The 22,766-nt window shown below is 40.2% G+C and carries 22 protein-coding genes (1 of these 22 cut by a window edge); 5 read left to right on the plus strand and 17 right to left on the minus strand.

The features are described from left to right. The 6 genes from NMS_RS06470 to NMS_RS06495 all read right to left on the minus strand — a co-directional run. A protein-coding gene (locus NMS_RS06470) for an energy transducer TonB (protein WP_041495975.1) crosses the window boundary here: on the minus strand, positions 1-693 show its 5' portion. 120 nt of this gene lie to the left of the window's left edge; only the first 693 of its 813 coding nucleotides appear in the window; the start codon lies at positions 691-693; the stop codon falls past the left edge of the window. 1 nt (position 694) lies between these two features. Further along, entirely contained in the window at positions 695-1,087 is a 393-nt protein-coding gene (locus NMS_RS06475; RefSeq protein ID WP_041495976.1) for an ExbD/TolR family protein, read from the minus strand. A 1-nt stretch (position 1,088) separates the two neighbouring features. After that, positions 1,089-1,775: a MotA/TolQ/ExbB proton channel family protein gene (locus NMS_RS06480; protein WP_052476781.1), complete on the minus strand. Its 687-nt coding sequence runs from the start codon at positions 1,773-1,775 to the stop codon at positions 1,089-1,091. A gap of 119 nt (positions 1,776-1,894) precedes the next feature. Further along, positions 1,895-3,427 (minus strand): sodium/proton antiporter NhaB, encoded by a 1,533-nt coding sequence (gene nhaB, locus NMS_RS06485; RefSeq protein WP_041495977.1) that lies wholly within the window; start codon positions 3,425-3,427, stop codon positions 1,895-1,897. Continuing rightward, on the minus strand, positions 3,427-4,653 hold the full coding sequence (locus NMS_RS06490; protein ID WP_041495978.1) for a Glu/Leu/Phe/Val dehydrogenase dimerization domain-containing protein: 1,227 nt from the start codon (positions 4,651-4,653) through the stop codon (positions 3,427-3,429). Before NMS_RS06490 ends, nhaB begins: the two co-directional genes overlap by 1 nt. Positions 4,654-4,719: 66 nt before the next feature. Beyond that, positions 4,720-5,775, minus strand: a complete 1,056-nt coding sequence (locus NMS_RS06495) for an anhydro-N-acetylmuramic acid kinase (protein ID WP_041495979.1) — start codon at positions 5,773-5,775, stop codon at positions 4,720-4,722. Between the two features lie 70 nt (positions 5,776-5,845). On the opposite strand from NMS_RS06495, the gene NMS_RS06500 reads away from it, so the two are divergent. Beyond that, complete coding sequence (locus tag NMS_RS06500) at positions 5,846-6,988, plus strand: acyl-CoA dehydrogenase (protein WP_041495980.1); 1,143 nt, start codon at positions 5,846-5,848, stop codon at positions 6,986-6,988. 99 nt (positions 6,989-7,087) lie between these two features. Beyond that, positions 7,088-8,125: a UDP-glucose 4-epimerase GalE gene (gene galE / locus NMS_RS06505; RefSeq protein ID WP_041495981.1), complete on the plus strand. Its 1,038-nt coding sequence runs from the start codon at positions 7,088-7,090 to the stop codon at positions 8,123-8,125. Here galE and NMS_RS06510 read toward each other — a convergent pair. Further along, positions 8,120-8,575 (minus strand): GAF domain-containing protein, encoded by a 456-nt coding sequence (locus NMS_RS06510; RefSeq protein ID WP_041495982.1) that lies wholly within the window; start codon positions 8,573-8,575, stop codon positions 8,120-8,122. The two genes, galE and NMS_RS06510, sit on opposite strands and share 6 nt — an antisense overlap. Before the next feature lie 74 nt (positions 8,576-8,649). On the opposite strand from NMS_RS06510, the gene xrtF reads away from it, so the two are divergent. Both xrtF and NMS_RS06520 read left to right on the plus strand, forming a co-directional pair. After that, positions 8,650-9,198, plus strand: a complete 549-nt coding sequence (gene xrtF / locus NMS_RS06515) for an exosortase family protein XrtF (protein WP_041495984.1) — start codon at positions 8,650-8,652, stop codon at positions 9,196-9,198. Continuing rightward, positions 9,179-9,622, plus strand: a complete 444-nt coding sequence (locus NMS_RS06520) for an exosortase F system-associated membrane protein (protein WP_041495985.1) — start codon at positions 9,179-9,181, stop codon at positions 9,620-9,622. Before xrtF ends, NMS_RS06520 begins: the two co-directional genes overlap by 20 nt. A gap of 153 nt (positions 9,623-9,775) precedes the next feature. On the opposite strand, the gene NMS_RS06525 is transcribed toward NMS_RS06520, so the two are convergent. The 4 genes from NMS_RS06525 to NMS_RS06540 all read right to left on the minus strand — a co-directional run bounded on the left by NMS_RS06525 (position 9,776) and on the right by NMS_RS06540 (position 15,317). Next, positions 9,776-11,245: an alkaline phosphatase family protein gene (locus tag NMS_RS06525; RefSeq protein ID WP_041495986.1), complete on the minus strand. Its 1,470-nt coding sequence runs from the start codon at positions 11,243-11,245 to the stop codon at positions 9,776-9,778. Then, positions 11,242-12,612 (minus strand): hypothetical protein, encoded by a 1,371-nt coding sequence (locus tag NMS_RS06530; RefSeq protein ID WP_041495987.1) that lies wholly within the window; start codon positions 12,610-12,612, stop codon positions 11,242-11,244. Before NMS_RS06530 ends, NMS_RS06525 begins: the two co-directional genes overlap by 4 nt. Then, on the minus strand, positions 12,612-12,803 hold the full coding sequence (locus NMS_RS06535; RefSeq protein WP_041495988.1) for a hypothetical protein: 192 nt from the start codon (positions 12,801-12,803) through the stop codon (positions 12,612-12,614). Before NMS_RS06535 ends, NMS_RS06530 begins: the two co-directional genes overlap by 1 nt. A 90-nt stretch (positions 12,804-12,893) precedes the next feature. Next, positions 12,894-15,317: a zinc-dependent metalloprotease gene (locus NMS_RS06540; protein WP_231862407.1), complete on the minus strand. Its 2,424-nt coding sequence runs from the start codon at positions 15,315-15,317 to the stop codon at positions 12,894-12,896. A 272-nt stretch (positions 15,318-15,589) separates the two neighbouring features. On the opposite strand from NMS_RS06540, the gene NMS_RS13445 reads away from it, so the two are divergent. Further along, positions 15,590-17,512 (plus strand): endonuclease, encoded by a 1,923-nt coding sequence (locus NMS_RS13445; protein ID WP_052476784.1) that lies wholly within the window; start codon positions 15,590-15,592, stop codon positions 17,510-17,512. Between the two features lie 79 nt (positions 17,513-17,591). Here the strand turns inward: NMS_RS13445 and groL are convergent, their stop codons facing one another. From groL to NMS_RS06580, 6 genes are all read right to left on the minus strand, one after another. Beyond that, positions 17,592-19,229, minus strand: coding sequence for a chaperonin GroEL (gene groL / locus NMS_RS06555; RefSeq protein WP_041495989.1), 1,638 nt, complete (start codon positions 19,227-19,229; stop codon positions 17,592-17,594). Between the two features lie 162 nt (positions 19,230-19,391). Beyond that, positions 19,392-19,667, minus strand: coding sequence for a co-chaperone GroES (locus tag NMS_RS06560; RefSeq protein WP_041495990.1), 276 nt, complete (start codon positions 19,665-19,667; stop codon positions 19,392-19,394). 140 nt (positions 19,668-19,807) lie between these two features. Further along, a complete protein-coding gene (secG, locus tag NMS_RS06565) occupies positions 19,808-20,140 on the minus strand; it encodes a preprotein translocase subunit SecG (RefSeq protein ID WP_041495991.1) in 333 nt (110 codons plus the stop codon). Beyond that, positions 20,141-20,959: a hypothetical protein gene (locus NMS_RS06570; RefSeq protein ID WP_041495992.1), complete on the minus strand. Its 819-nt coding sequence runs from the start codon at positions 20,957-20,959 to the stop codon at positions 20,141-20,143. A gap of 1 nt (position 20,960) precedes the next feature. Next, positions 20,961-21,473 carry an LPS assembly lipoprotein LptE gene (gene lptE / locus NMS_RS06575; protein ID WP_041495993.1) on the minus strand — a complete coding sequence of 171 codons (513 nt, stop codon included), beginning with the start codon at positions 21,471-21,473 and terminating at the stop codon, positions 20,961-20,963. Continuing rightward, the gene (locus NMS_RS06580; RefSeq protein WP_041495994.1) at positions 21,463-22,764 is read right to left on the minus strand and encodes a sigma 54-interacting transcriptional regulator; all 1,302 of its coding nucleotides are present in this window, start codon (positions 22,762-22,764) and stop codon (positions 21,463-21,465) included. The genes lptE and NMS_RS06580 overlap by 11 nt, the downstream gene beginning before the upstream one ends. Between the last annotated feature and the right edge of the window lie 2 nt (positions 22,765-22,766).

Below are 22,766 nucleotides of genomic sequence, written 5' to 3' on the forward strand. Positions count from 1 at the left end.
TCTATTAGTAGTCCCTTTTTTTCCAGGGATAGCATTTACTACATTACCATTACGATTTACTTGAATCTCTACGATAACGGTTCCTGTTTCAGTACAATCAGGTTCAATGCCTCGACCACCTATTTTTCCTCTACCGCTCAATCCGTAACCTTTACCGCCTTGTCCGTTTCCTGGATCACCATAATAGGTGTTCGCATATGGGTCTCCATTGATGTCTCCTTTATTACCGGGACCATCGCCTGGACCTTCACCGCTATTGTTATCGCCATCAGCAGGCTTGCTGCCTGTTGCATTATTCAATGCATCGAGTACAGAGGTGTCTGGTTTAGGATCTGGTTTTTTTACTGGTTTGTCCGCTGGTTTTTTGGTAGGCTGGTTTTCCTTTGGGGTCGGTTGTGACTGTATCACTGGAGCATCTGTCATATCATCTCGGGTGATGATGTTTTCAGCGGTACTGGCTTCTTGATTTGATTCTTGTGGGGAGGATTCAGGAGTTACTTTTGTAGGTCTCGCTGGTTCTATAGGTCCGGAACCCACGTCTGTATTTCCAAAATTAACAGCGATTCCACTTTCTTCAGGTGGGTCTAGTACTGTAAATACCGTCACAAAAACGAAAAACAATAGTAGTGTAGCCATGATTCCTGCGGAAATGGCGAAGGACTTGCGTTTCTCTTTTGTGTCTAGAAATCCCATGTTATTCTGGTTTCACGGCTAATATCATTTTGAACTTATTGCGATTTGCAATGTCCATCACTTTTACCGCACTGTTCATTGCGGTTTCCCCATCTGCTCGCAATATAATAGTAGGATCTTCCTGCTGTTCCATTAAAGAAATCAGCTCTTGTTCCATATTCTCAATTTCAACTTCTTTAGCGTTTACGTAAAAAATGCCCTCCTTTGTAATGCTAACGGATGCATTTTGAACATTGGATGATTTTCCACTTGCCTTAGGTAAGATTAAATCTAAAGCCTCTGGTGTGATTGAAGGTGATGTCAATAAGAAAAACACCAATAATAGAAAAACGATATCTGTCATAGACGACATCGAGAATTCTGGGCTTACTTTATTTCTACCTCGTAAGTTCATATTAAGCAGGTTCGTTTAGAAGGTCAAGAAAATCTACTGCATTGGCCTCCATTTGGTGCACTACTTTATCGGTTTTAACAACTAGGTGATTGTACCCTATATAAGCTATTATACCTACAATAAGTCCTGCTACTGTGGTGGTCATTGCAGTATAGATACCTTCTGCAAGTGTCCCCATTTCCGCTTGGCCGCCACTGGTGGCTAATGTGTGGAAGGCAAGTACCATCCCGATAACAGTACCTAAGAAACCTATCATAGGCGCCGCACCAGCAATCGTTGCTAGCACGCTTACATTTTTCTCTAGTTTATAGACTTCTAATTTTCCAGCGTTTTCAATAGCAGAATTGATATCTTCCAAAGGCGATCCTATGCGGCTGATTCCTTTCTCCGTTAATCTTGCTACTGGAGAACCTTCTTTAGCACAAAGCATTTTAGCACTATCAATACGACCGTTGGTCACGTGATCTTTAATCTGCAACATAAAATTGCTGTCAATTTTTGAACTGGCTTTGATTTTAAATAATCGCTCAAAATAGATGTACAGCGCTATGGCTAGTAAGACTAGCAAAATGACAATGATAATCGTACCTGCAACCCCTCCACTTGCGATTAGATCGTACAGGGATAGAGTTTTCTCTTCAACGATCGGCTGTTGAGAGTTTATTTCTGGAGTTAATTCTTGAATCATTAAAATGCTCGTTTTTGCTTTGGTTTGAAATGGATAACGCGACAGTCGACTTTAAAGTATGCGATTATTGCAATATGATGGAGCTGATTTCGCTTTCGCGAAAGCGAACTTCATACCGCTTATAGGGTGTACAATACCATTATCAAACCAACGATGGTTAGGACGATGGTGTATGGTAAAGCCATTTTTGCCATTTTTAAGTAGGACAAGTTGATTACTGGCGCCAGAGCTGAAGTCAACAAGAACAAGAATGCTGCCTGGCCGTTAGGTGTTGCAACACTAGGTAAATTAGTTCCTGTGTTGATGGCTACTGCAAGATGTTCATAGGTTTCCTTAGTAATCTTACCTGCGTCGTACGCTGCCGAAACTTCATTAATATAAACTGTCGCCACAAAAACGTTGTCTGATATCATACTCAGCACACCATTGGCTAGATAGAAAATAGCAGGCTGACTGGCTGGATCTTTACTTAGCGCCCATTCAATGATTGGGGCAAAAAGGTGTTGATCGTGAATCATCGCCACGATCACAAAGAATACGACCAAAAGACCTGTAAATGGTAGTGCTTCTTCAAATGCCTTTCCTAAGCTGTGCTCATCTGTGATTCCCATGAATGCTGTTTGAACGACGATCAAGGCAAGTCCTATAAATCCAACTGGAGCAATATGTAAAGCTAGTGCCGTTATGAGCAGAATAGCAGATATTCCCTGAACGATAAGTCCGTATTTCTCTTTTTTAGTGCGCTCTGCATCACGCTTTTGCATCCATCCTTCGATGATATCTCTTACGACTGGAGGCATTTTTTGCCCAAACCCGAAAATCTTAGTTGTTTCCAATAAAACGGTGGTCAATAGACCAGCGATCAAGACAGGAATCGTGATAGGAGCCATTACTGTAAAGAACTCTATAAAATCCCAGTTCATTTTAGTTCCTATCAACAAGTTTTGGGGCTCACCAACGATGGTACATACACCACCTAATGCGGTACCAACGACACCATGCATTACAAGACTGCGCAGGAAGGATCTGAACTCTTCTAACGTCTCACCGCTCAGCTGTTTCCTGTCCAGTGTATTGTCACCATCCAGATCCAGGTCACTGGAGTGGATTTTGTGATACACATTGTAAAAACCTAGTCCAACGCTGATCAAAACAGCAGTTACCGTCAACGCGTCCAGAAATGCAGAAAGTACAGCACTTAAGCCTACAAAGAATAAGGATAAAACGACTTTACTCTTGATCTTGGTAAAGACCTTTACAAATATGTACATGAGTAGCGGCTTCATGAAATAGATACCAGCTACCATGAAAACCAACAGTAAAATCACTTCTAGGTTTTGGGCAACCTCTGCATATACACCGCCCAAAACATGATTTCCAGCCGCATCAAGTACCGCTTCATGAGTATCATGATCTATTTTATACATGGGATGCGTTAATCCCAGAAAAAGCACTTGTAAAGCAAGAAGACCACCAGATTGTAGTGGATAACACTTCAATGCCATCGCTAGACAGAAAATAAATTCTGCTATAAAGATCCATCCCATCGTGGTCCCACTAAGGATGAAGTAGAAAATTGTATTGAATACCAAAAATGATATCATGGTTGCTTTGAACCAGACTGGGCTGTTGCCTAAGAAATTTTTGAACATTAAGTAAGTTGTTTAAGTGCAATCTCAAAAGCAGTGCTGCTTATTTGAGTTTTTGAGCTGTTATTGTTAAAAGTATTTTGGATCGCATTACGTATTGTCATGCTGGTATCGTTGAAAATAGCCTCGTCTGTCATTTGCACTTTACGCTCCATAAAGTAGGCGAAAACACGGGCCATTCCGCAATTGGAAATAAAATCAGGAATCAGGCTTACCTTTTCATCTGTGTATTCCATAATAGGTCCGAAGAAGATTTCCTTATCCGCAAAAGGTACATTCGCTCCACAAGAAATAACCTCTAAACCTGAATTTATCATTTGATCAATTTGCTGCTTGCTAATTAATCTAGAAGCGGCGCAAGGAGCAAAAACTTCAGTTTTAAGAGAGTAAATGGCCTCATTAGCTTCTGCAAATGGAATAAGGTTATCGGCTTTTAATTGATTGCCATCTTTGTTCAAGAACAAATCTTTGATTTCCTCAAACGTAAAACCATCCTCATTGATCAAACCACCTGCGCTATCAATAATTCCTACGATTTTAGCACCTGCCTGGGATAAATAGAAAGCTGCCGCGCTACCTACATTTCCAAACCCTTGAATGACAGCTCTTTTATCCTTAATAGAACCGCCGTAAATCTCGTAAAAATGACGGGCAGCTTCAGCAACACCGTAACCGGTGATCATGTCTGCCACCGTATATTTTCTGGAGACGTCTGGTGAATAAATAGGGTTTTCAATGACTTTGATGACGCCCTGTCGCAATTGTCCTATGCGATTGATCTTATCTGCAATTGTAGGAGAAAAGTGACCTGTAAAAACACCTTCCTGTGGGTGCCAGACACCGCTTTCTTCTGTAATTGGAATGACTTCATGAATCTCGTCTACATTCAAATCACCACCAGTGCCGTAGTAACTTTTTAAGAGCGGAGAAACAGCTTTATACCAGCGTTCTAAGACTCCTTTTTTGCGAGGGTCTTGAGGGTCGAAATTTATACCAGACTTAGCACCGCCAATAGCAGGACCAGAGACCGTGAATTTGATTTCCATGGTTTTGGCAAGAGAAAGCACTTCATTCTGGTCTAGACCTACCCGCATGCGAGTTCCACCTCCAGCAGCACCACCTCTCAGGCTGTTAATGACGGTCCATCCTTCAGCATCAGTCTCTGGATCATTCCAGTGAAATACGATTTCTGGATCGGCATTTTCATAGCGTTTTAAGAGTTCCTTCATCAAATGTTGGGCTTAAGCGACAAATATAAAAAAGTCAGCGGCGTTTATAGGCGTTTTTAGCAATTGTTATGGGGTGTAAATTTTGCCGCTGCAGTGGTCTCTAGATGCTCCAGTGACGCTACTCAAGCAATTATTTTCATTGCGCAGTCGTAATACTCCTAGCAAGGCAAAAATCAACGCCTCTTTATATTCTAGAAGTGTTGCTTCTGGGACTACTATTTGTAAGCTTTTGTAGTGCTGGATTCTCTCTAATAGAAAATCGTTATAAGCACCGCCTCCTGTTACTAGTACTTTTGAGCCTGCAGCAAGATTTGACGCAATTTGTTTTGCGACGTGTTCCGTATAGGTTGCCAGCGCATTCTTAGTGTCTGGGATTTCTTCTAGGATAGGAAAAATATATTCTTTTACCCACTCGATACCTAATGATTTAGGAGCTTGCAGGGAATAGAATGCGAGTTCATCCAACTTCTTTAATTGCTGTGGTTGTGGAGAGCCCGCTTTCGCGAAAGCGCCACCTGCATCAAAATCAGCCCCTAATTCAGAGGCATAGTGATTCAAAACTACGTTCACTGCACAAATGTCGTACGCCGTCCGAAGCCCATTTTGATCAGAGCTAACATTTGCAAAACCGCCCAGATTCAGGCAGTATTCATAACCTGAAAATAACAGTTGGTCACCGATGGGAACCAGTGGCGCGCCTTGTCCACCCAACTCCACATCCTGAACCCTGAAATCGCAAACGACCCGCTGATTGGTCAATTGCGCAAACTCTGGTAAATTTCCTATTTGTAAGGTCAGACCTTGATCTGGTTGATGCCATATGGTATGACCGTGAGAACATACGGCAACCAGATGTTGAATTTCATGATCAAGAATAAATTTTTTGGTCACATGAGCAAGTAGAGCTGTGTACTCAATATTGAGCTGTGAGAGTGCATCTGGCTTGTATTGTAGAGCGTCGCCTAAACGTTTTTTCCAATTCTCGGGATAGGGTACGCATTCTTGTGCAACAATTTTATAATCCCAATGATCTGCCTTGCTCAATTCTACATGCACAAGATCAACCCCATCAAGTGATGTTCCTGACATTATACCGATAACGTTATAGTACTGATAGTTCATTTATCAATGATATTGAAATTGCTGTCATTTAACCGTAAATTTGCCGACAGAATAAAAAACAAATATACAGATGGATTTTAGCCTTACGGAAGAGCATATCATGATTAGAGATGCCGCAAGGGATTTTGCAAAAACTGAGTTGTTACCAGGAGTGATTGAGCGCGATACGCATCAACGTTTCCCAAAGGAGCAAGTTAAAAAAATGGGAGAACTAGGCTTTCTAGGTATGATGGCTGATCCTAAGTACGGCGGTGGTGGTATGGATACCATTTCCTATGTATTAGTTATGGAGGAACTTTCCAAGATAGATGCTAGCGCATCAGTAATTGTTTCAGTAAACAACTCTTTAGTTTGTTGGGGACTGGATACCTATGGTAACGAAGCGCAAAAAGAAAAATACCTAACCAAATTGACCACAGGAGAATCCATAGGTGCGTTCTGTTTATCAGAGCCAGAAGCTGGAAGTGATGCTACGTCTCAAAAGACGACGGCAATTGATAAAGGCGACCACTACGTATTGAACGGTACTAAAAACTGGATCACGAATGGTAACAGTGCAGATTACTACCTAGTTATCGCGCAAACTGATAAAGAGAAGAAACACAAAGGGATTAATGCTTTTATTGTTGAGAAAGGTTGGGACGGTTTTGAAATAGGCGTTAAAGAAGACAAGCTAGGAATACGTGGTAGTGACACACACTCCTTGATTTTTAACGATGTGAAAGTTCCTAAAGAAAATAGAATAGGTGAGGATGGTTTCGGTTTCAAGTTTGCGATGAAAACACTTTCTGGTGGTCGTATAGGAATCGCTGCGCAAGCATTAGGTATTGCTAGTGGGGCTTATGAACTAGCTAGAGACTACAGTAAAGTGCGTAAAGCCTTCGGTACAGAAATCTGTAATCACCAAGCGATCGCGTTCAAACTGGCAGACATGCACACGAATATTACTGCTGCTAGACATTTAGTAATGAAAAGTGCCTGGGACAAAGACAATGGGAATAGCTACGACATGAGCAGTGCGATGGCCAAATTGTTTGCATCTCAAGTCGCTATGGATACCGCAGTAGAAGCGGTTCAAGTACATGGTGGGAATGGATATGTGAAAGAATATCACGTCGAGCGATTGATGCGTGATGCTAAGATTACCCAGATTTATGAAGGAACAAGTGAGATTCAGAAAATTGTTATTTCAAGAGGGTTACTAGCGGACTAGTACCTTCGAAGAAATATTATAAAGTAAAACGGTTGCCTTAAGGCAACCGTTTTTGTTTAAATAGTTAGATTTACGCGATTTCAAAAAGATTAGGGAATTATGAAAGTATTAGTTACAGGAGGGTTGGGGTTCATTGGATCTCATGTAGTAGTAGAGTTACAGGAACGTGGTCACGAGGTGGTTATTATTGATGATTTATCCAATAGCTCAGAGAAAGTACTCAAACAAATAACCTCAATTACTGGAATAGAGCCTGAGTTTGAAAAGCTCGATTTACGGAGTAAGGAGGATGTTTCTTATTTTTTTAAAAAAAATAAAGATATTGAAAATGTGATCCATTTTGCTGCGTCTAAAGCAGTAGGTGAAAGCGTGGCACGGCCATTAGATTATTATGAGAATAATATTACCGCTTTAGTTTATCTACTCAATAATATAAAGAGGAGGAATACTAAATTTATCTTTAGCTCTTCTTGTACCGTTTACGGGCAAGCCGATGAGTTACCTGTTTCTGAAGATGCTCCCGTAAAACCAGCAGAATCACCTTATGGAAACACGAAGCAAATAGGAGAGGAAATTATTCGAGACCTGTGTAATGCAATGCCTAATTTGAACGCTATCGCATTGAGATATTTCAATCCAATAGGCTCACATCAATCTGCCAAGATTGGTGAGTTGCCGTTAGGGACGCCACAGAATTTAGTGCCCTACATTACCCAAACAGGAATAGGCTTGAGGGAACAACTATCTGTTTATGGCGATGATTATCCTACTAAAGATGGAACAGCTATCAGAGACTACATACACGTGGTTGATCTCGCAAAAGCACATGTCGTGGCTTTAGAAAGACTAGAGAGTGGCAAGAACGAAACAAACTTGGAGACTTTCAATATCGGTACAGGAACTGGCTCAACGGTAATGGAAGTAGTTAGAACTTTTGAAGAAGTATCCGGAAAGCCTTTGAATTATAAAATTGTTGATCGACGAGCGGGTGATATTACCGCCGCTTATGCACAAACGGACAGAGCAAACAATGTTCTTGGCTGGAAAGCAAAGTCTACTTTAAAAGAAGCGTTGGAATCTGCCTGGAACTGGGAGCAGTATGTAAGAAGTGATGCTTATAAAAAGAAGCAATTATAGAATGGTCGCAACTTGCTCATTCACCCACTCTAAAAATCGTTCATCTTCCTCATTGAATGCTTTAATGGTATTGCTATCAATATCAATCTGACCTATATTTTTTCCATTCTTAAATAATGGCACAACAATTTCGCTTTTTACATGAATGCTACAGGCAATATAATTGTCCTGCGCTTTAACATCGTCTACCACAAAGTTTTTGTTAGATACCGCTACCTGACCACAAATCCCTTTCCCAAAAGGGATCACCGTATGATCTGTAGGCTCACCCGCCTGACTCCACAAGTGTAATGTAGGCTCAGTTTCATGCGCCATATAAAAGCCTACCCAATTATAAGTGGGCAAATTTTCTTGAATCAAATTACAAATGTGTTGCATTTTCTCACGGGTTTTGAGGGATCCCGTAGTGATGATTTTTGATATTTCAGGCTTTAATTGCTCTCGGTTCATTTGATAGTGCTTTGAACAGCAAAATTAAGAGTCAAAATTTCGTAAAATGGTACATTTGTTATAAATATTTTTGATTGAACAGTCTCAAACCTTATTATCCAGTATTTAAGTTTGTCGCGACCTTCGGCGTGCTGTATTTGGCGCTTTCCCTAGCGTATTATGCCTATTTGCAAGTAGAGTATAGTCCAGTGAATTACCCAGATCCAGTCACTGCTTTAGTGAGCAATCAAACTAAAACTGGATTACAATGGCTGGGATATGATGCTCAAATCTACAATGCTCCTAGCAATCCATCTGTCGTGCTGTATATCGATGAAAAGGTGGTGTATCGAGTGATTGAAGGCTGTAATGCAGTTAGTGTAATGTTGCTATTTGCTGCGTTTGTTATCGCTTTCGCGAAAGCGTGGAAAACAACAATTCTGTACCTGCTATTCGGAATAGTGACCATCTACATCGTGAATTTATTGCGCCTGATAGGACTGGGCTATGTTTTTCAAGAGTTCTCGTCCTATAAAGAAATCGCTCATGATATTGCATTTCCTGCAGTGATTTATGGGTACGTTATTTTGTTGTGGATTTACTGGATCAGAAAACCAAAAGTAGATGATGGGAAAGCGAATTAGATCTTCCATTGCGGTCATTATTGCCTTATTGCTGTTGGTGGCAATTCGGTTTTTTGAAACCGCTTTATTTTACGATCCACTCCATGATTATTTTCATGATAACTTTCAAGCCTTGCCTTTCCCTGAGGTAGAGTGGGGCAGCTTGCTAGCATCCTATACGGCTCGATACGTATTGAACAGTGCGATCTCTCTGGTAATACTATGGTTTTTGTATAAGTCTAAGGCTTATCTCAAAGCAGGGCTTTGGGTGTATTTATTTTCCTTTGTCCTATTGATGGCCGTGCTGGTAGTCTTGTTACAAGGAAACTCAGATCTGGCCAAAATGGCCTTGTTCTACACTCGTCGATTCTTGATACATCCCATCTTTCTGTTTATCCTAGTAGCAGGTTGTTACTATTTGAAAACACATAAAACGGACTCATAGAGGGACTTGCATGAGCTCGATGGTAAATGTTTGAAGGCGTATAGAAATAATCCAATAAAATCAGTGTCTGTAAAATCATTCAACAAATCTTTTTGATAGGAAACCCAGGATTATATCATTTTAATTGTGGGAAATAGGCAGAATAAAAAGAGGTTATTTAAGTGGAACTTTCTCGGTAACGGGTTCACCACGGGTATTGAAATATTTGTAGATGCCACGGGATTCTCCTTTTTTGATAAAAATATAACTGCTATTGTCTAAGGTATCTTGGGGCACAGGCTTGCCTGCAAGATATGCGAATACATTTGGGAATACTCCGATAGAGCTTTTGATGTTTTTTTGAAATGGTCGAAAATCATCTGGGGCTTTTATGGCTAAAAGTGGGTTAAATAAACTTTGTTTGAGTTCCAGATCTTGAACCGGTTTTTCATAAGCTTGAGCAGTGCTTCCAAACCCTACAAAGCCACCATGATCTGCTGCGATAATAATTATTCCTTGTGGATCTTTTTGCTGGATCATGAGTATTAAGTTATCAAGGATCTGAGTGGCTGAATTAAGACTTTGTAAATAATTCTTTCTTCCTTCTTTTAAAGCATCGGTATTTGATGAACTTGTAGGGATATGCCCGGGTTGTAAGATTTCTACAAAATAGAATTGAGGCTCCGGCTTATCCAGTTTTATCATGTCATAAAGATCTTTTTCTATGTCTTTATATAATTCGTAATCGGGCATGATGTGAAGATCCTCTTCCTTAACATTAAGCTGGTCATAGGCTGTTTTAGGGTGGTTTAGTAACAGGTAACTGTGTTCCAGTATGGCGTTTAAAGTATATCCATTTGATTTTAATGTGTTCAGCGTGGCGTTTTGTCCCATGATAATATTTCGAGCATGAAACAATTCGCCTTCCATATTGCCATTGTCATAGTAATGGTGTTGTCCAGTGAATAACGCTGTATTTGCGGAAAGCGTGGTGGGGTAATTACTACGGTAATCATAATTGATTTTTAGTCCCTTGCTTTCCAATTGATCATAAAATGATATGTTTTCCCATTTGTACATTGAGTTTTGAGCTGTCTTTTTTCCGATAAATCCATCTGGCTGGATCAGATAAATATTAGGTTTTTTGTTGAAGACAAAACTTTCAAATTCCTGAGTAGACGTCCATTCTTTCCAACCAGCGACCCGCTCAATATAGAAATAACTGAAATTATACAGAGCCAAAATAACCATGAGGCCCACTAATACCACAAATTTTTTATAATGCTTACCTAGAAAGAAAGCAGAAATTATGGACAAAGCCGCCACCAGAATCAATCCTTTCCATCGCCAGCCTAAATAGATGCTCCAGGATAAAATAATGGATAGATTAATAAAAAAATAACTCCAGTAAAGCTTCTCCCGGTGTGAGGGCAGCCATTTTTTGAAGACTAAGTCAAGTATGAGAATTTCAATCACCGGCAATGCGATGAATAAGAGGATAAAACCCACAAATTGATACCAGGAATTAACCAGCGTATAATTATTTGTGTATAGATAAAGAATAGAATAAACGCCGGGAATTACAGTAACTGTCCACCATAAATGCCGATCGCTTTTAAAATAATTCAGCAAGCGATCTTTCATTTTCTACGCATTAGAAATAGGCTTCTGTGGGTGCCAGGAATGAGTTCTTGCTTGTCAATGTGATAGTAAATAGAGTACGCTTTCGCGAAAGCGGAAACCCCATAGTCATCAAACAAATGACGGGCATCACGCTTACTATCCAGAATATATCGCACCCAGCTGTCTTCCCGATCTGGAAATTCAATAATTAAATAGTCGCTTAAGCTGGCAAAAAAGGCTGCGCTCATCTCAAACGGCACATTACCAGTGAGTGTGATGTGGTGAATCAAAGCAAGTGCGAGACTTACATCTGGTTTAAAATCCTGAACCCGCTTGACGAAGCTGTCTCGCTCTTCATTTGCAAAACCAATGGCCGGTGAGGGCTGCATCAAATCACAAACAATAGGAATGATTCTACTTGTTTGCGTTAATTTCAATTCAGTGGTGTAACAATGATCAATTGCTGCTTGATCGATGTCACTGACTATAATTTGTTTCAAGTCTTTAGGGAGAACACGAGCAAATGTACCGTCATTACCACCCAGGTCGATTGCCTTTACAGCGTTCAGTTCTTGACTCCACCATTGAACTAGTTTTTTTTTGAATTCAAAAGACTGTTGATCGTAATTAATTTGATCGTAATATTCAGTCCACTCTGTAGTTTCTGAGAGACTCATGCTGGAAATGTGAGACTCTAATACTTTCAAAATTTTAAGTTGCGACTCCTTACTCAAGGTAGGCGACTTAGATTTCGAAATATCTTTTGGTGTTTCAGAACCCCCTCGAGCCATCAAGTGGATATTAGGGTAGATCACTGGGTGAAACTTAGTCTTCCAAGACAGTAACTTGGCCGTTTCTTTGAGGTTATTCCCGTTGATTTGGGTAGCTAATGTTTTTAAATGGTGGGCTCCATATTTTTGCGACAGCAATAGCACGCTGAAAAAATGTTGTTCAAACTGCTGCAGGGCTCTCCATGGCTCATTGCTCTTATACTGTTCTATACTTAAGGTATCTATAAAGATCGCTTTGCCTTTATGGAATGTGATATTAAATGCACTGGCATCTTTCAATGAAAAACCTCTGTCTAACAGAAACATCTGCAAGCGCAGAGTAAGCTGTGCTGCATGTTTGTATTGGGTAAAAGACCACTCGTATGGATATGTAATGAATTCAATCTGTTCTGGAACAAGGACGATTTTTTCTTCATTGCGTAGTTCCTCTTTATGGGGGATCAGCCAACCTTTTTCAAAAAGCGCCTGGTAAATTCCTGCTTCATGAGCGGCTTCATATTCTTCAAAAAATATAGGATTGATCTGCCGTTTTATGATTCCTTGTTCTTGAAATATAAAACCTGAGGGATCTCTATATGAGGAAGAAAGTCGGGACATTAACGATCTGTTTGATCGTTTTTATAGGCCTCATCAAAGGAGTCTACATCTTTCTTTCTTTTGATCCCAAACCATGCCTTGATATATGCCACACAGGTTTTGTAAAATAACAAGAAACCAGCAAAGGCCGCTATAGCTGCCTGGGCAATCATCGCGCCTAGTCCTGGGTCAAAATAGAAAGGTAAATTCATGCTTGCAATTTACATATAAAACTAGTGCAAATAAAAAACTGCCTTTAGTTATAAAGGCAGTTTAGAAAGCAATTTATAAAATCAAATATCCTAGACTGGATTTAAAATCAAGTCTATACGTTCTGAAAGATCACGCAAGTGTATGCGGGATAAACGATCTCCTGTTGAGTTTGAAGCTCTTCTTGTATCGCGTAAAAGAGTTTCTAATTCTGCTCTTACGATAGGTCTGATGTCACTTTGAGCAACATCTATACTAGAACCAAATCTACCTCTAGCGCCTTGATCATTATTCATGATAAACTCTAGACGCTCAACATAAGCACGTTGTAAGTTTCTGCGGTAGCGATCAATCGCCTGACCACGTTGAAGTTCACTGAATATTCCTTTACGTAAATCAGTCATCATTTCAAGAAGGCCATAAGCCTCACGACCGTTTACTTCCTCATTCTCCATCAAGCGAGCCATACGACCAAAGTCTAAAATGTCATTCAAAGCTCTCACTTGAGTGCCACGAATTCTTTCAATTCCACCATCACTTTCAATCTTGTTGAAGATGTCTTGGTCAATTAACCACTCTGGGGTCTCAAACAATTGCTCTTGTAGGAATGCCATAGCGCGTTCTTGCTTGTCTCTAGGAGCATGCTCATAAACAGCGCCATCCTGACCGTATGCTTTGTAGGTCTCTTTAACACCACCCACGTTTGCTGCCACGTGACCCATATAGCGATTGAACTGACCTAACACTTGACCGTACATGGTTTCAAGATCATCATAATTCTCACCTGTCTTTCCAGTCCACTCGCCTAGCTTAGGCACAATACGTTTCAAATTCAAAATACCATACATGCTGGCTCTCATACTGTCATCTCCTAGATCTTCCGTCTGGCTAGTGTAATCAATCACACCAAATTGTTGACGGCCGAATCTGTAGATAGGATCTCCCGCCTTTTCTAGGATCCACTCATCAAGAATTTCTTTTTCTTGTTCAGCAGTTTTCCCTGGTATAGGCTTGTATCCCCACATGATAGAATATTTGTCATAAGGTCCAATGTTAGGCATTAAAGCGACATCACCATCTTCTGGCTGTGCTACGTAGTTGAAACGTGCATAATCCATAATACTTGGAGCTGTAGAATACTTAGCTGTGAACTCTGGATCACGTAGATCCTCGACAGAGTAAGCAACGGAACTTCCCATGTTATGTGGAAGGCCTAAGGTATGCCCTACCTCATGAGAACTCACAAAACGAATTAATCTACCCATTACTTCCTCGTCAAAAGCCGTGGCTTGAGCTTGTGGGTTGATTGCAGCAGTTTGAACAAAGAACCAGTTGCGCAACAACGTCATAACGTTGTGGTACCAGTTGATGTCAGATTCAAGAATCTCACCAGAACGTGGGTCAGATACGTGAGGACCATTAGCATTTGGAATAGGAGAAGCAAGGTATCTAACTGTTGAATAACGAACGTCTTCTGGACTCCAGTCAGGATCTTCTTCTTTAGTTGGAGCATCTTTTGCAATAATGGCATTTTTAAAGCCAGCAGCCTCAAAAGCTACTTGCCAATCATTAATACCTTGTTTAATGTATTTTCTCCATTGTTGAGGTGTTGCTGGATCGATGTAGTAAACGATCTGTTTTTTAGGTTCTACAAGCTCTCCTCTTTTAAAGGCAGCCATGTCTTCATCCTTAACTTCTAATCTCCAGCGATCTAAGTAGCGAACTGTTTTAGTTTCTTGAGCATCAAGACCGTAATCTTGTTGTCCGCGAGCAAACCATCCCACACGTTGATCGTAATAACGACGCTTCATAGGCTCTTTAGGAAGCAAGATCATGGAGTTGCTCATTTCTACAGATATAGATTGAACATCCTCATTTGAAGGAGCATCACTAGCTAGATACGTTTTTATGTGTCTGCTTTCAATATTTTCAGGAAAAGATTTTAGTGTATCGATATAAGATCTATCGTCATCGAGTCTAGATATTTTATAACGACTGCGTTGGCTTTGCGGGAAACCGATAGACTTCACATCTTCTGAAAAGAACTTAGTCACGTCGATTACTGCATTGTTGTTTACACTATCCTTTTTTACAGCTGCAATTGGAAAGGAGTAGAGGATAGGTTCAAAATTTGAATTCTCTACTGCGATACTTACGGGAAGTGAATCTGCTGCAACGATGGAATGGGAAACAACTCTCAATAGAACATTATCGTTCTTACGCTGCCACCTTAAAGTTTGTGTATTTGCCTTACCACCACCGAAACCTATTCCGGTAGCAGTTTTTGCGATACGAGTAACCATCAACATCTCTCTGTTAAAAAGACTATCTGGTATTTCATAGAAGTATTTGTCTTCTACCTTATGGATTGTGAAAAGTCCTGGATCGCTCTTGGCGTCTTTCGTAATGACTTTGGCATATGGCTTCATGCCATCCTTTTTTGCAGATTTCTCGCTAGAGTCGGCACCTGCACCGGCCTTTGAAGCTCCTTTTTTAGGTCCACAAGCAGCAATCATGGTAGCTGTTAGGATCAGGAGCATCAGGGATTTTAATGATTTCATTAACTGATTTTTTTAGATTGCTTTAAAGATATCGTCCAAGGCGCAATAATATCTTAATGAGTTGTTAAGGAAAGTTAAATTTATGCGGGATTTCGCTTTCGCGAAAGCGATAAATAACGAGTCAAATCCTAACAAGTAGTTTAAAACTAAATTTTTGATAACCTAAAATTTACATGGTTGCGCGATAAGAAGCAGTAGTTTTCCCACTTAATCCTTTACCCCTTAACATGAAACTAAAACTACTTACCCTATTGTTCTTTACAACAGCTATAGTTTTTGCTCAAGTACCAGCCTATTACAATGATGTAAACACAAGTCTCTCTGGACAGGCCTTAAAAGCAGAACTCAGCAACAAAGTAACAATCACTCAAAATGTCACCTTAAGTTATACCCCTGGCGTTTGGGATGCTATGAAACAAATAGACCTAGACCCTACGAACACTAATAATGTAATTCTTGTCTATGGATATGATGACACAGATCAAGATTTGACCAACGATCGAACTAGAAACAAAAATTTGAACGGTGGTGCTACTACGGATTGGAATCGGGAACATGTTTTTCCAAAATCACTGGGAAATCCCAACTTAGGAACAACAGGCCCAGGATCAGATATACACCATCTATTTCCTGCAGATGTTACAAGAAATGCGAGCAGAAGTAATAGAAAGTTTGCTTCAGGATCTGGTAATTCAGGAATTACCGCTCAAGGATATTGGTATCCTGGAGATGAATTTAAAGGTGATGTAGCAAGGATGATGATGTTTATGTACGTGCGTTATGGAACTCGCTGCTTAGGTTCTAGTGTTGGAGTTGGGAACCCGGTATCTACAGATACGGGAATGATTGACTTGTTCTTGCAATGGAACGTTGAAGATCCTGTAAGTGACTTTGAAGTAAATAGGAATGAATTAATTGAAGGAATTCAAGGAAACAGAAATCCCTTTATAGATAATCCAGCATTTGCAACAAGCATATGGAATGGTCCACAAGCAGAAGATCGTTTTAATTCTGGTTCAGGTACTGGAGGTAATACATTATGTGCTACAACTATAAATAATTTACCATACGCAGAAAGTTTTGAGAGTGGATTTGGAAACTGGGTGCAAGCCTCTAGTGGTGATGACTTCAATTGGGATCGTGTTTCTGGAAGCACTCCATCGAGCAATACCGGCCCTGCAAGCGCTTCTCAAGGTTCAAACTATTTGTATATGGAATCCTCTGCTCCAAATTACAGTTCTAAAAGAGCTATTTTATATGGCCCTTGTGTTGACATACCTAGTTCTGGAGCTAGTACTTTTAGTTTTAAATATCATATGTATGGATCGACTGCAATGGGTAGTTTGTCTGTGGAAGCTAGTTTGAATGGGATTTCCTGGACTAGCGTCTGGTCGCGCAGCGGTAATCAGGGGAATCAATGGAACTCTACCATCGTTGATCTAGATGCGTACAAAGGACAAATAGTTCAATTGCGCTTCAATGGTTTAACAGGGACTACCTGGCAAGGAGATATGGCTATAGATGATTTAAAAATCTTAAATGTATCTACAGCGAAGCCTTCTACTTATGCCATCAATATGCGAATCACTTTTGACAATTATCCAGAGGAGACTAGTTGGGAAATTAGAAATTCCAACAATCAACTGGCCACTTCAGGAAATAATTACGGAAGTTTTACACCTGGATCCACCATTAATATTTCTAAAACGCTTAGCGATGGTTGTTATACCTTAATATTTAAAGACGCCTACGGAGATGGCATTTGCTGTGCATACGGGAATGGTTCTTACACCTTGACAGATACTACAAACAATACTATTCTGGCTTCTGGAGGTTCCTTTGGTGCGTCTGAGAGTACTTTATTCTGCTTATCAAATGGTAAGATGACTTTAGTGAATGAATCAGACAATACGACAGAGTTGGATAAGAGTCTGGTTAAGCTCTTTCCTAATCCAGCAAAAGATGATATCTCAATTACTTCTTCATATCCAGTAAGTAGTTATTCAATATTAAATACATTAGGACAGCGAGTTGCTAATGGGATTCTGGTGGATCGTAAGATCAATGTAAGCGAACTTCAATCCGGAGTATATTTTCTTCAACTGCACATAGAAAATGAAGTATTGGTAAAGCGATTTATCAAGGAGTAGTATATTTAAAACTCCTTTAATAAAAAATGCCATCTCAATCGAGATGGCATTTTTGTTCATTATGAGTTCAACAAGTAATTTACATCATCCCGCCCATGCCGCCTGGCATACCTCCTGGCATACCGCCGCCTGCGCTATCTTCTTTGATTTCAATTAAAGCACACTCCGTAGTAAGGATCATTCCAGCGACTGATGCTGCATTCTCTAATGCCACACGTGTCACTTTCTTAGGATCTATGATACCTTCTTTCAACATGTCGACGTACTTATCGTTTTTCGCATCATAACCTTGATTTCCTTTAGATTCTAAAATCTTAGAAACTACCACGCTTCCTTCACCACCAGCATTTTCAACAATGGTGCGCAAAGGGCTTTCAATCGCTCTTGCTACAATGGAAATTCCAGTCTCTTGATCGAAATTAGCAGCTTTCAGTTTCTCTAGAACAGACTTCGCTCGCACTAGAGCTACACCACCACCAGCAACAATACCTTCTTCTACGGCTGCACGAGTCGCATGAAGTGCATCATCTACACGGTCTTTCTTCTCTTTCATCTCAACTTCACTTGCAGCACCTACATATAGTACAGCAACACCACCAGCTAATTTAGCCAAGCGTTCCTGAAGCTTTTCTTTATCGTAGTCAGATGTAGTGTTCTCAATTTGAGATTTGATCTGACCTACGCGATCCTTTATGTCCTTGTTAGAACCAGCACCGTTAACGATCGTTGTATTATCTTTGTTGATGTCTACTTTCTCAGCAGTACCTAACATGTCGATAGTCGCATTCTCAAGAGTAAAACCTCTTTCTTCAGAGATTACAGTACCACCTGTAAGAATAGCGATGTCTTCCAACATTGCTTTTCTACGGTCACCAAATCCTGGAGCTTTTACTGCAGCAATTTTAAGTGCACCACGTAATTTATTCACTACAAGAGTAGCAAGAGCTTCTCCATCTACATCTTCAGCAATGATTAATAGTGGCTTACCTGTTTGAGCAACTGGCTCTAATACAGGCATCAAGTCTTTCATGGTAGAGATCTTCTTGTCGAACAACAAGATGTAAGGGTTCTCTAACTCAGTTGTCATTTTCTCGCTGTTAGTCACGAAGTATGGAGAAAGGTAACCGCGGTCAAACTGCATTCCTTCTACAACATCCACATATGTTTCTGTTCCTTTAGCTTCTTCTACAGTGATAACTCCTTCTTTGCCCACTTTACCGAATGCCTTAGCGATCAAGTCGCCTATCATGTCGTCATTGTTTGCAGAGATGCTTGCTACTTGCTTGATCATCTCACTTGAGTCACCTACTTTTTTAGCTTGTTTCTCTAGGTCCTTAACGATAGCCTCAACCGCCTGGTCGATTCCTCTTTTAAGATCCATTGGGTTAGCACCCGCAGCAACGTTTTTCAAACCTTCTTTTACGATTGCCTGGGCAAGAACGGTAGCCGTTGTAGTACCATCACCAGCAAGGTCGTTGGTTTTACTTGCTACTTCTTTAACCATCTGCGCGCCCATGTTCTCTAGCTCGTCAGTCAGTTCAATTTCTTTTGCAACGCTTACACCATCTTTAGTCACCACTGGTGCGCCAAATGATTTACCGATAATAACGTTACGACCTTTAGGTCCTAAAGTTACTTTTACTGCGTTTGCTAGTGCGTCAACGCCACGTTTAATGCCGTCTCTCGCTTCAATGTCAAATTTTATTTCTTTTGCCATAATGCTTTTTATAAAATCCGATTCCTTAGGAATGCGGATGTTGATTTGTAATTAATGAAAAATGTTAGTAGTAATAAAATGAGTGGTTGTTCCGCTTACGTACCGTGTCGTTGCACGGCATGAACTTCTTTTATTACGCTTTCGCGAAAGCGAACTTCCTCTCTATACTATTGCAAGAATATCGTCTTCTCTCATCATAAGGTAATCGTTGCCTTCTACCTTAAGCTCTGTACCGCTATATTTACCATAAAGAACAGTGTCACCCACCTTTACAGTCATGTCGTGGTCTTTTTTTCCTTTTCCTACCGCAACTACGGTACCTTGTTGAGGTTTTTCTTTAGCGGTATCTGGAATATAAAGTCCAGAAGCCGTTTTTTGCTCTGCAGCAGTAGGTTCAATAAGAACTCTATCTGATAATGGTTGAATATTTAATGCCATTTTTAAAAAATGTTTTGTTGATTAATATGTGGTGGTACTGTCTATAAATATGCCACATTACAATAGCTGACAAAACATCATAAAATAAAATATCCAGCCGGTTGGGCTGGATATTTTGTCAGTTATTTGTATTGTTTGTCTTACTCGCTGTCTGGAATGACATTATTGTCAACTTCTGGAGCTACAGGTGTTTCTACTTCAACGGGATCTGCTACTTGAATTGCGCCGCTTCTGTTTTCTCTTATCAAGAATGAACTTGCACCTAGAATAAGTACTAATAATAAGGTAGAAAGTACCCAAGTACTTTTGTCAAGAAAATCTCCTGTTTTCTTAACACCACCCAATTGCTGTGTTCCACCGCCACCAAAACTAGAGGACAAACCGCCACCTTTAGGGTTTTGCACCATAATTACTACTACTAGTAGAAAGGCAACAAAAATGATAAGCCCGATAAATATATAAAATGTAGTCATTTAGCTATTACTTTGTAAATTCTCAATTTCCCGAATTCGGTCTGCAAAGAAACCACTTTTTTCTGGATGTTGCAATTTTAAAACTTGATAGGATTTAATCGCCTTATCATAGTTTTTCTGAGCCAGATAAACCTTAGCTAAAGTCTCTGTCATTAGATGACTGCCGCTATCAATAGGCTCTATGGCTGGAGTATCGATAGGTCCTGTTTTTCGAGGTGTGATCTTAGGCTTTGACGCAAGGAACTCGTCGATACGTCGCATTTTCTCCTGGCGTTCTTCATCTTCTGGAACATCTCCTGAAGCTGTATGTTCTTTTTGATCTTCAGTGCTTCGATCAATCGGATTGATTGTTGTGAGCTTAAGCCATTCTTGAAAGCTGTGTTTTTCATTTTGTGTAAAATCCAGCACTTTTGGCTGGGATTCCTTTTTCTTTTCAAATAGATCCTGATCGGTGACTTGATCGAAGTTTTTATCAGCGTTGAGGTCTGTGGTTCTTACGACTACTTCTTCTGCATCTACTTCAATATTTTCTAATTGCTCTTGCTGTTGCTTGATTTGCTCACTGATCCTGTTCTGAATAAAAACCTCGGAAGTGATAAAATCAAATAAAACGGATCTGTCTGCGGTATGCGCAGCAGTAATTTGCAATTCTTTATTGTATTGTGGGCTCTGGATATTGTATAAGCCTTTGAGATACACGCTGCGTGCCGCTTGGAAATAGGGGTATTTTTTGATGACATCACCTATCAATTCCAGATCATCTGCATTCAGCTGACCTGGATTTGCTAGTATAGTATGTAGTCTGTTTTGATCTATCATGCTACCAGTTGGTTAGTGTGTCATTATAGATTTCTTGAGTAATTTGATCAAAAATAACTTCTAAAGCAGTGTCTAAAACTGCGTTTTGCAATTGCGTATTTGCTGGGTAATCGTAGTAAAAACTATAGGGTTTTTCAAAACTTTTCTCCTCGTCTTTATTGTTTGTAAAACGAACGTTGATGTCGATTGTTAATCGGTTTTGAGAGGCTCTGTTGTCTGCCGTGGCTGTAATAGGTGAGATGTAAAACCTTGTAATTTCACCCTGATAAAGGTAATCTCCATTCTGTGTAACCAGACTCAAACTGGTTTGATCTTGAATCAAATCCTGAAGAACAATGGTGAAATCGCGCTCAATACCCACTTCTACTTGAGTGGCGGTGTACCCAAAATAATCAACCTGGAATGTTTTTACATTATCAGGAATAGAAACTCCGCTCAAGCTGTAAAACCCGCAAGAAGTCAAACTTATGGCGGCTATGAAAACAGCTACTGATTTGAATATTTTAGAGATCATATTGCTTAATTTTACGGTACAATGTCCGTTCTGATATACCCAAGTCATCTGCTGCAGCCTTGCGTTTACCTTCATGCCGTTCCAACGATTTTTTGATCAATTCAATTTCTTTATCTACTAGAGACAGTGACTCTTCTTCCTCTACTTCTTGAGCAAAATCGTAGCGATCACTCACTGAATCTGGATTCGTATTTTTAGGAATCGCCTCCGATGGTTTCTCTTCTTGATCTTCCTGACTTACCTCATAGGCTTGATCAATCACATCTTCATAAGCATAAGAGCTACCATCATCTTTATCATCGCCATAGATGCGATTGATAAGACCTTGCTGCTTTTCTTGAACATCGCCACTGCTGCCGCTGTTCATCAGTTCATTAGTTAATTTTTTGAGATCGTTTAAGTCGTTTTTCATGTCAAACAATACTTTATAAAGGATCTCGCGCTCGTTAGCGAATTCTGTGTCGCTCGTTTTTTTGTTATTTCCAACTACCGCGGGTAAGTTGGTGCCGGCATCAGGCAGGTAGTGTTTCAGGGTAGCCGCTGTGATATTGCGGTCTTTTTCTAAAACGCTTATCTGTTCAGCAATGTTTCGCAGTTGACGTATGTTTCCACTCCAGCGGTAATTAGTTAACACCGCTACCGCTGGTTCTTCTAATTTTAAAGTGGGCATTTTGTACTTACTAGCAAAATCAGAGGCAAACTTTCGGAAAAGCAAGTGAATATCCCCCTTGCGTTGCCGTAGTGGTGGTAATTCAATCTCTACGGTACTCAAACGGTAATACAGATCCTCTCTGAATTTCCCTTTCTCTATAGCGGTAAACATGTTCACATTAGTAGCTGCTACAATGCGAACGTCTGTTTTTTGAGTTTGTGAAGAGCCTACTTTAAGGAACTCTCCATTTTCCAGCACTCTTAACAATCGAACTTGAGTAGGCAATGGTAATTCACCTACTTCATCCAGAAATATGGTGCCGCCATCAGCAACTTCAAAATAGCCGCTTCTTGTTTGAGTCGCGCCTGTAAAAGCTCCTTTCTCGTGACCAAAAAGCTCTGAGTCAATTGTTCCCTCTGGAATGGCTCCACAGTTTACTGCAATATACTTTGCATGCTTGCGGAAAGATTGTGAGTGGATGATCCTAGGGATACTTTCTTTACCAACACCACTTTCTCCTGTAACCAATACAGAAATATCAGTAGGTGCAACTTGTAATGACTTTTCTATAGCTCGATTGAAGGTGGGGTCGTTACCTATAAGCTCAAATCTCTGTTTGACAGATTGTACGGTTTCCATAT

This window comes from Nonlabens marinus S1-08 (assembly GCF_000831385.1).
Lineage (GTDB): Bacteria > Bacteroidota > Bacteroidia > Flavobacteriales > Flavobacteriaceae > Nonlabens > Nonlabens marinus.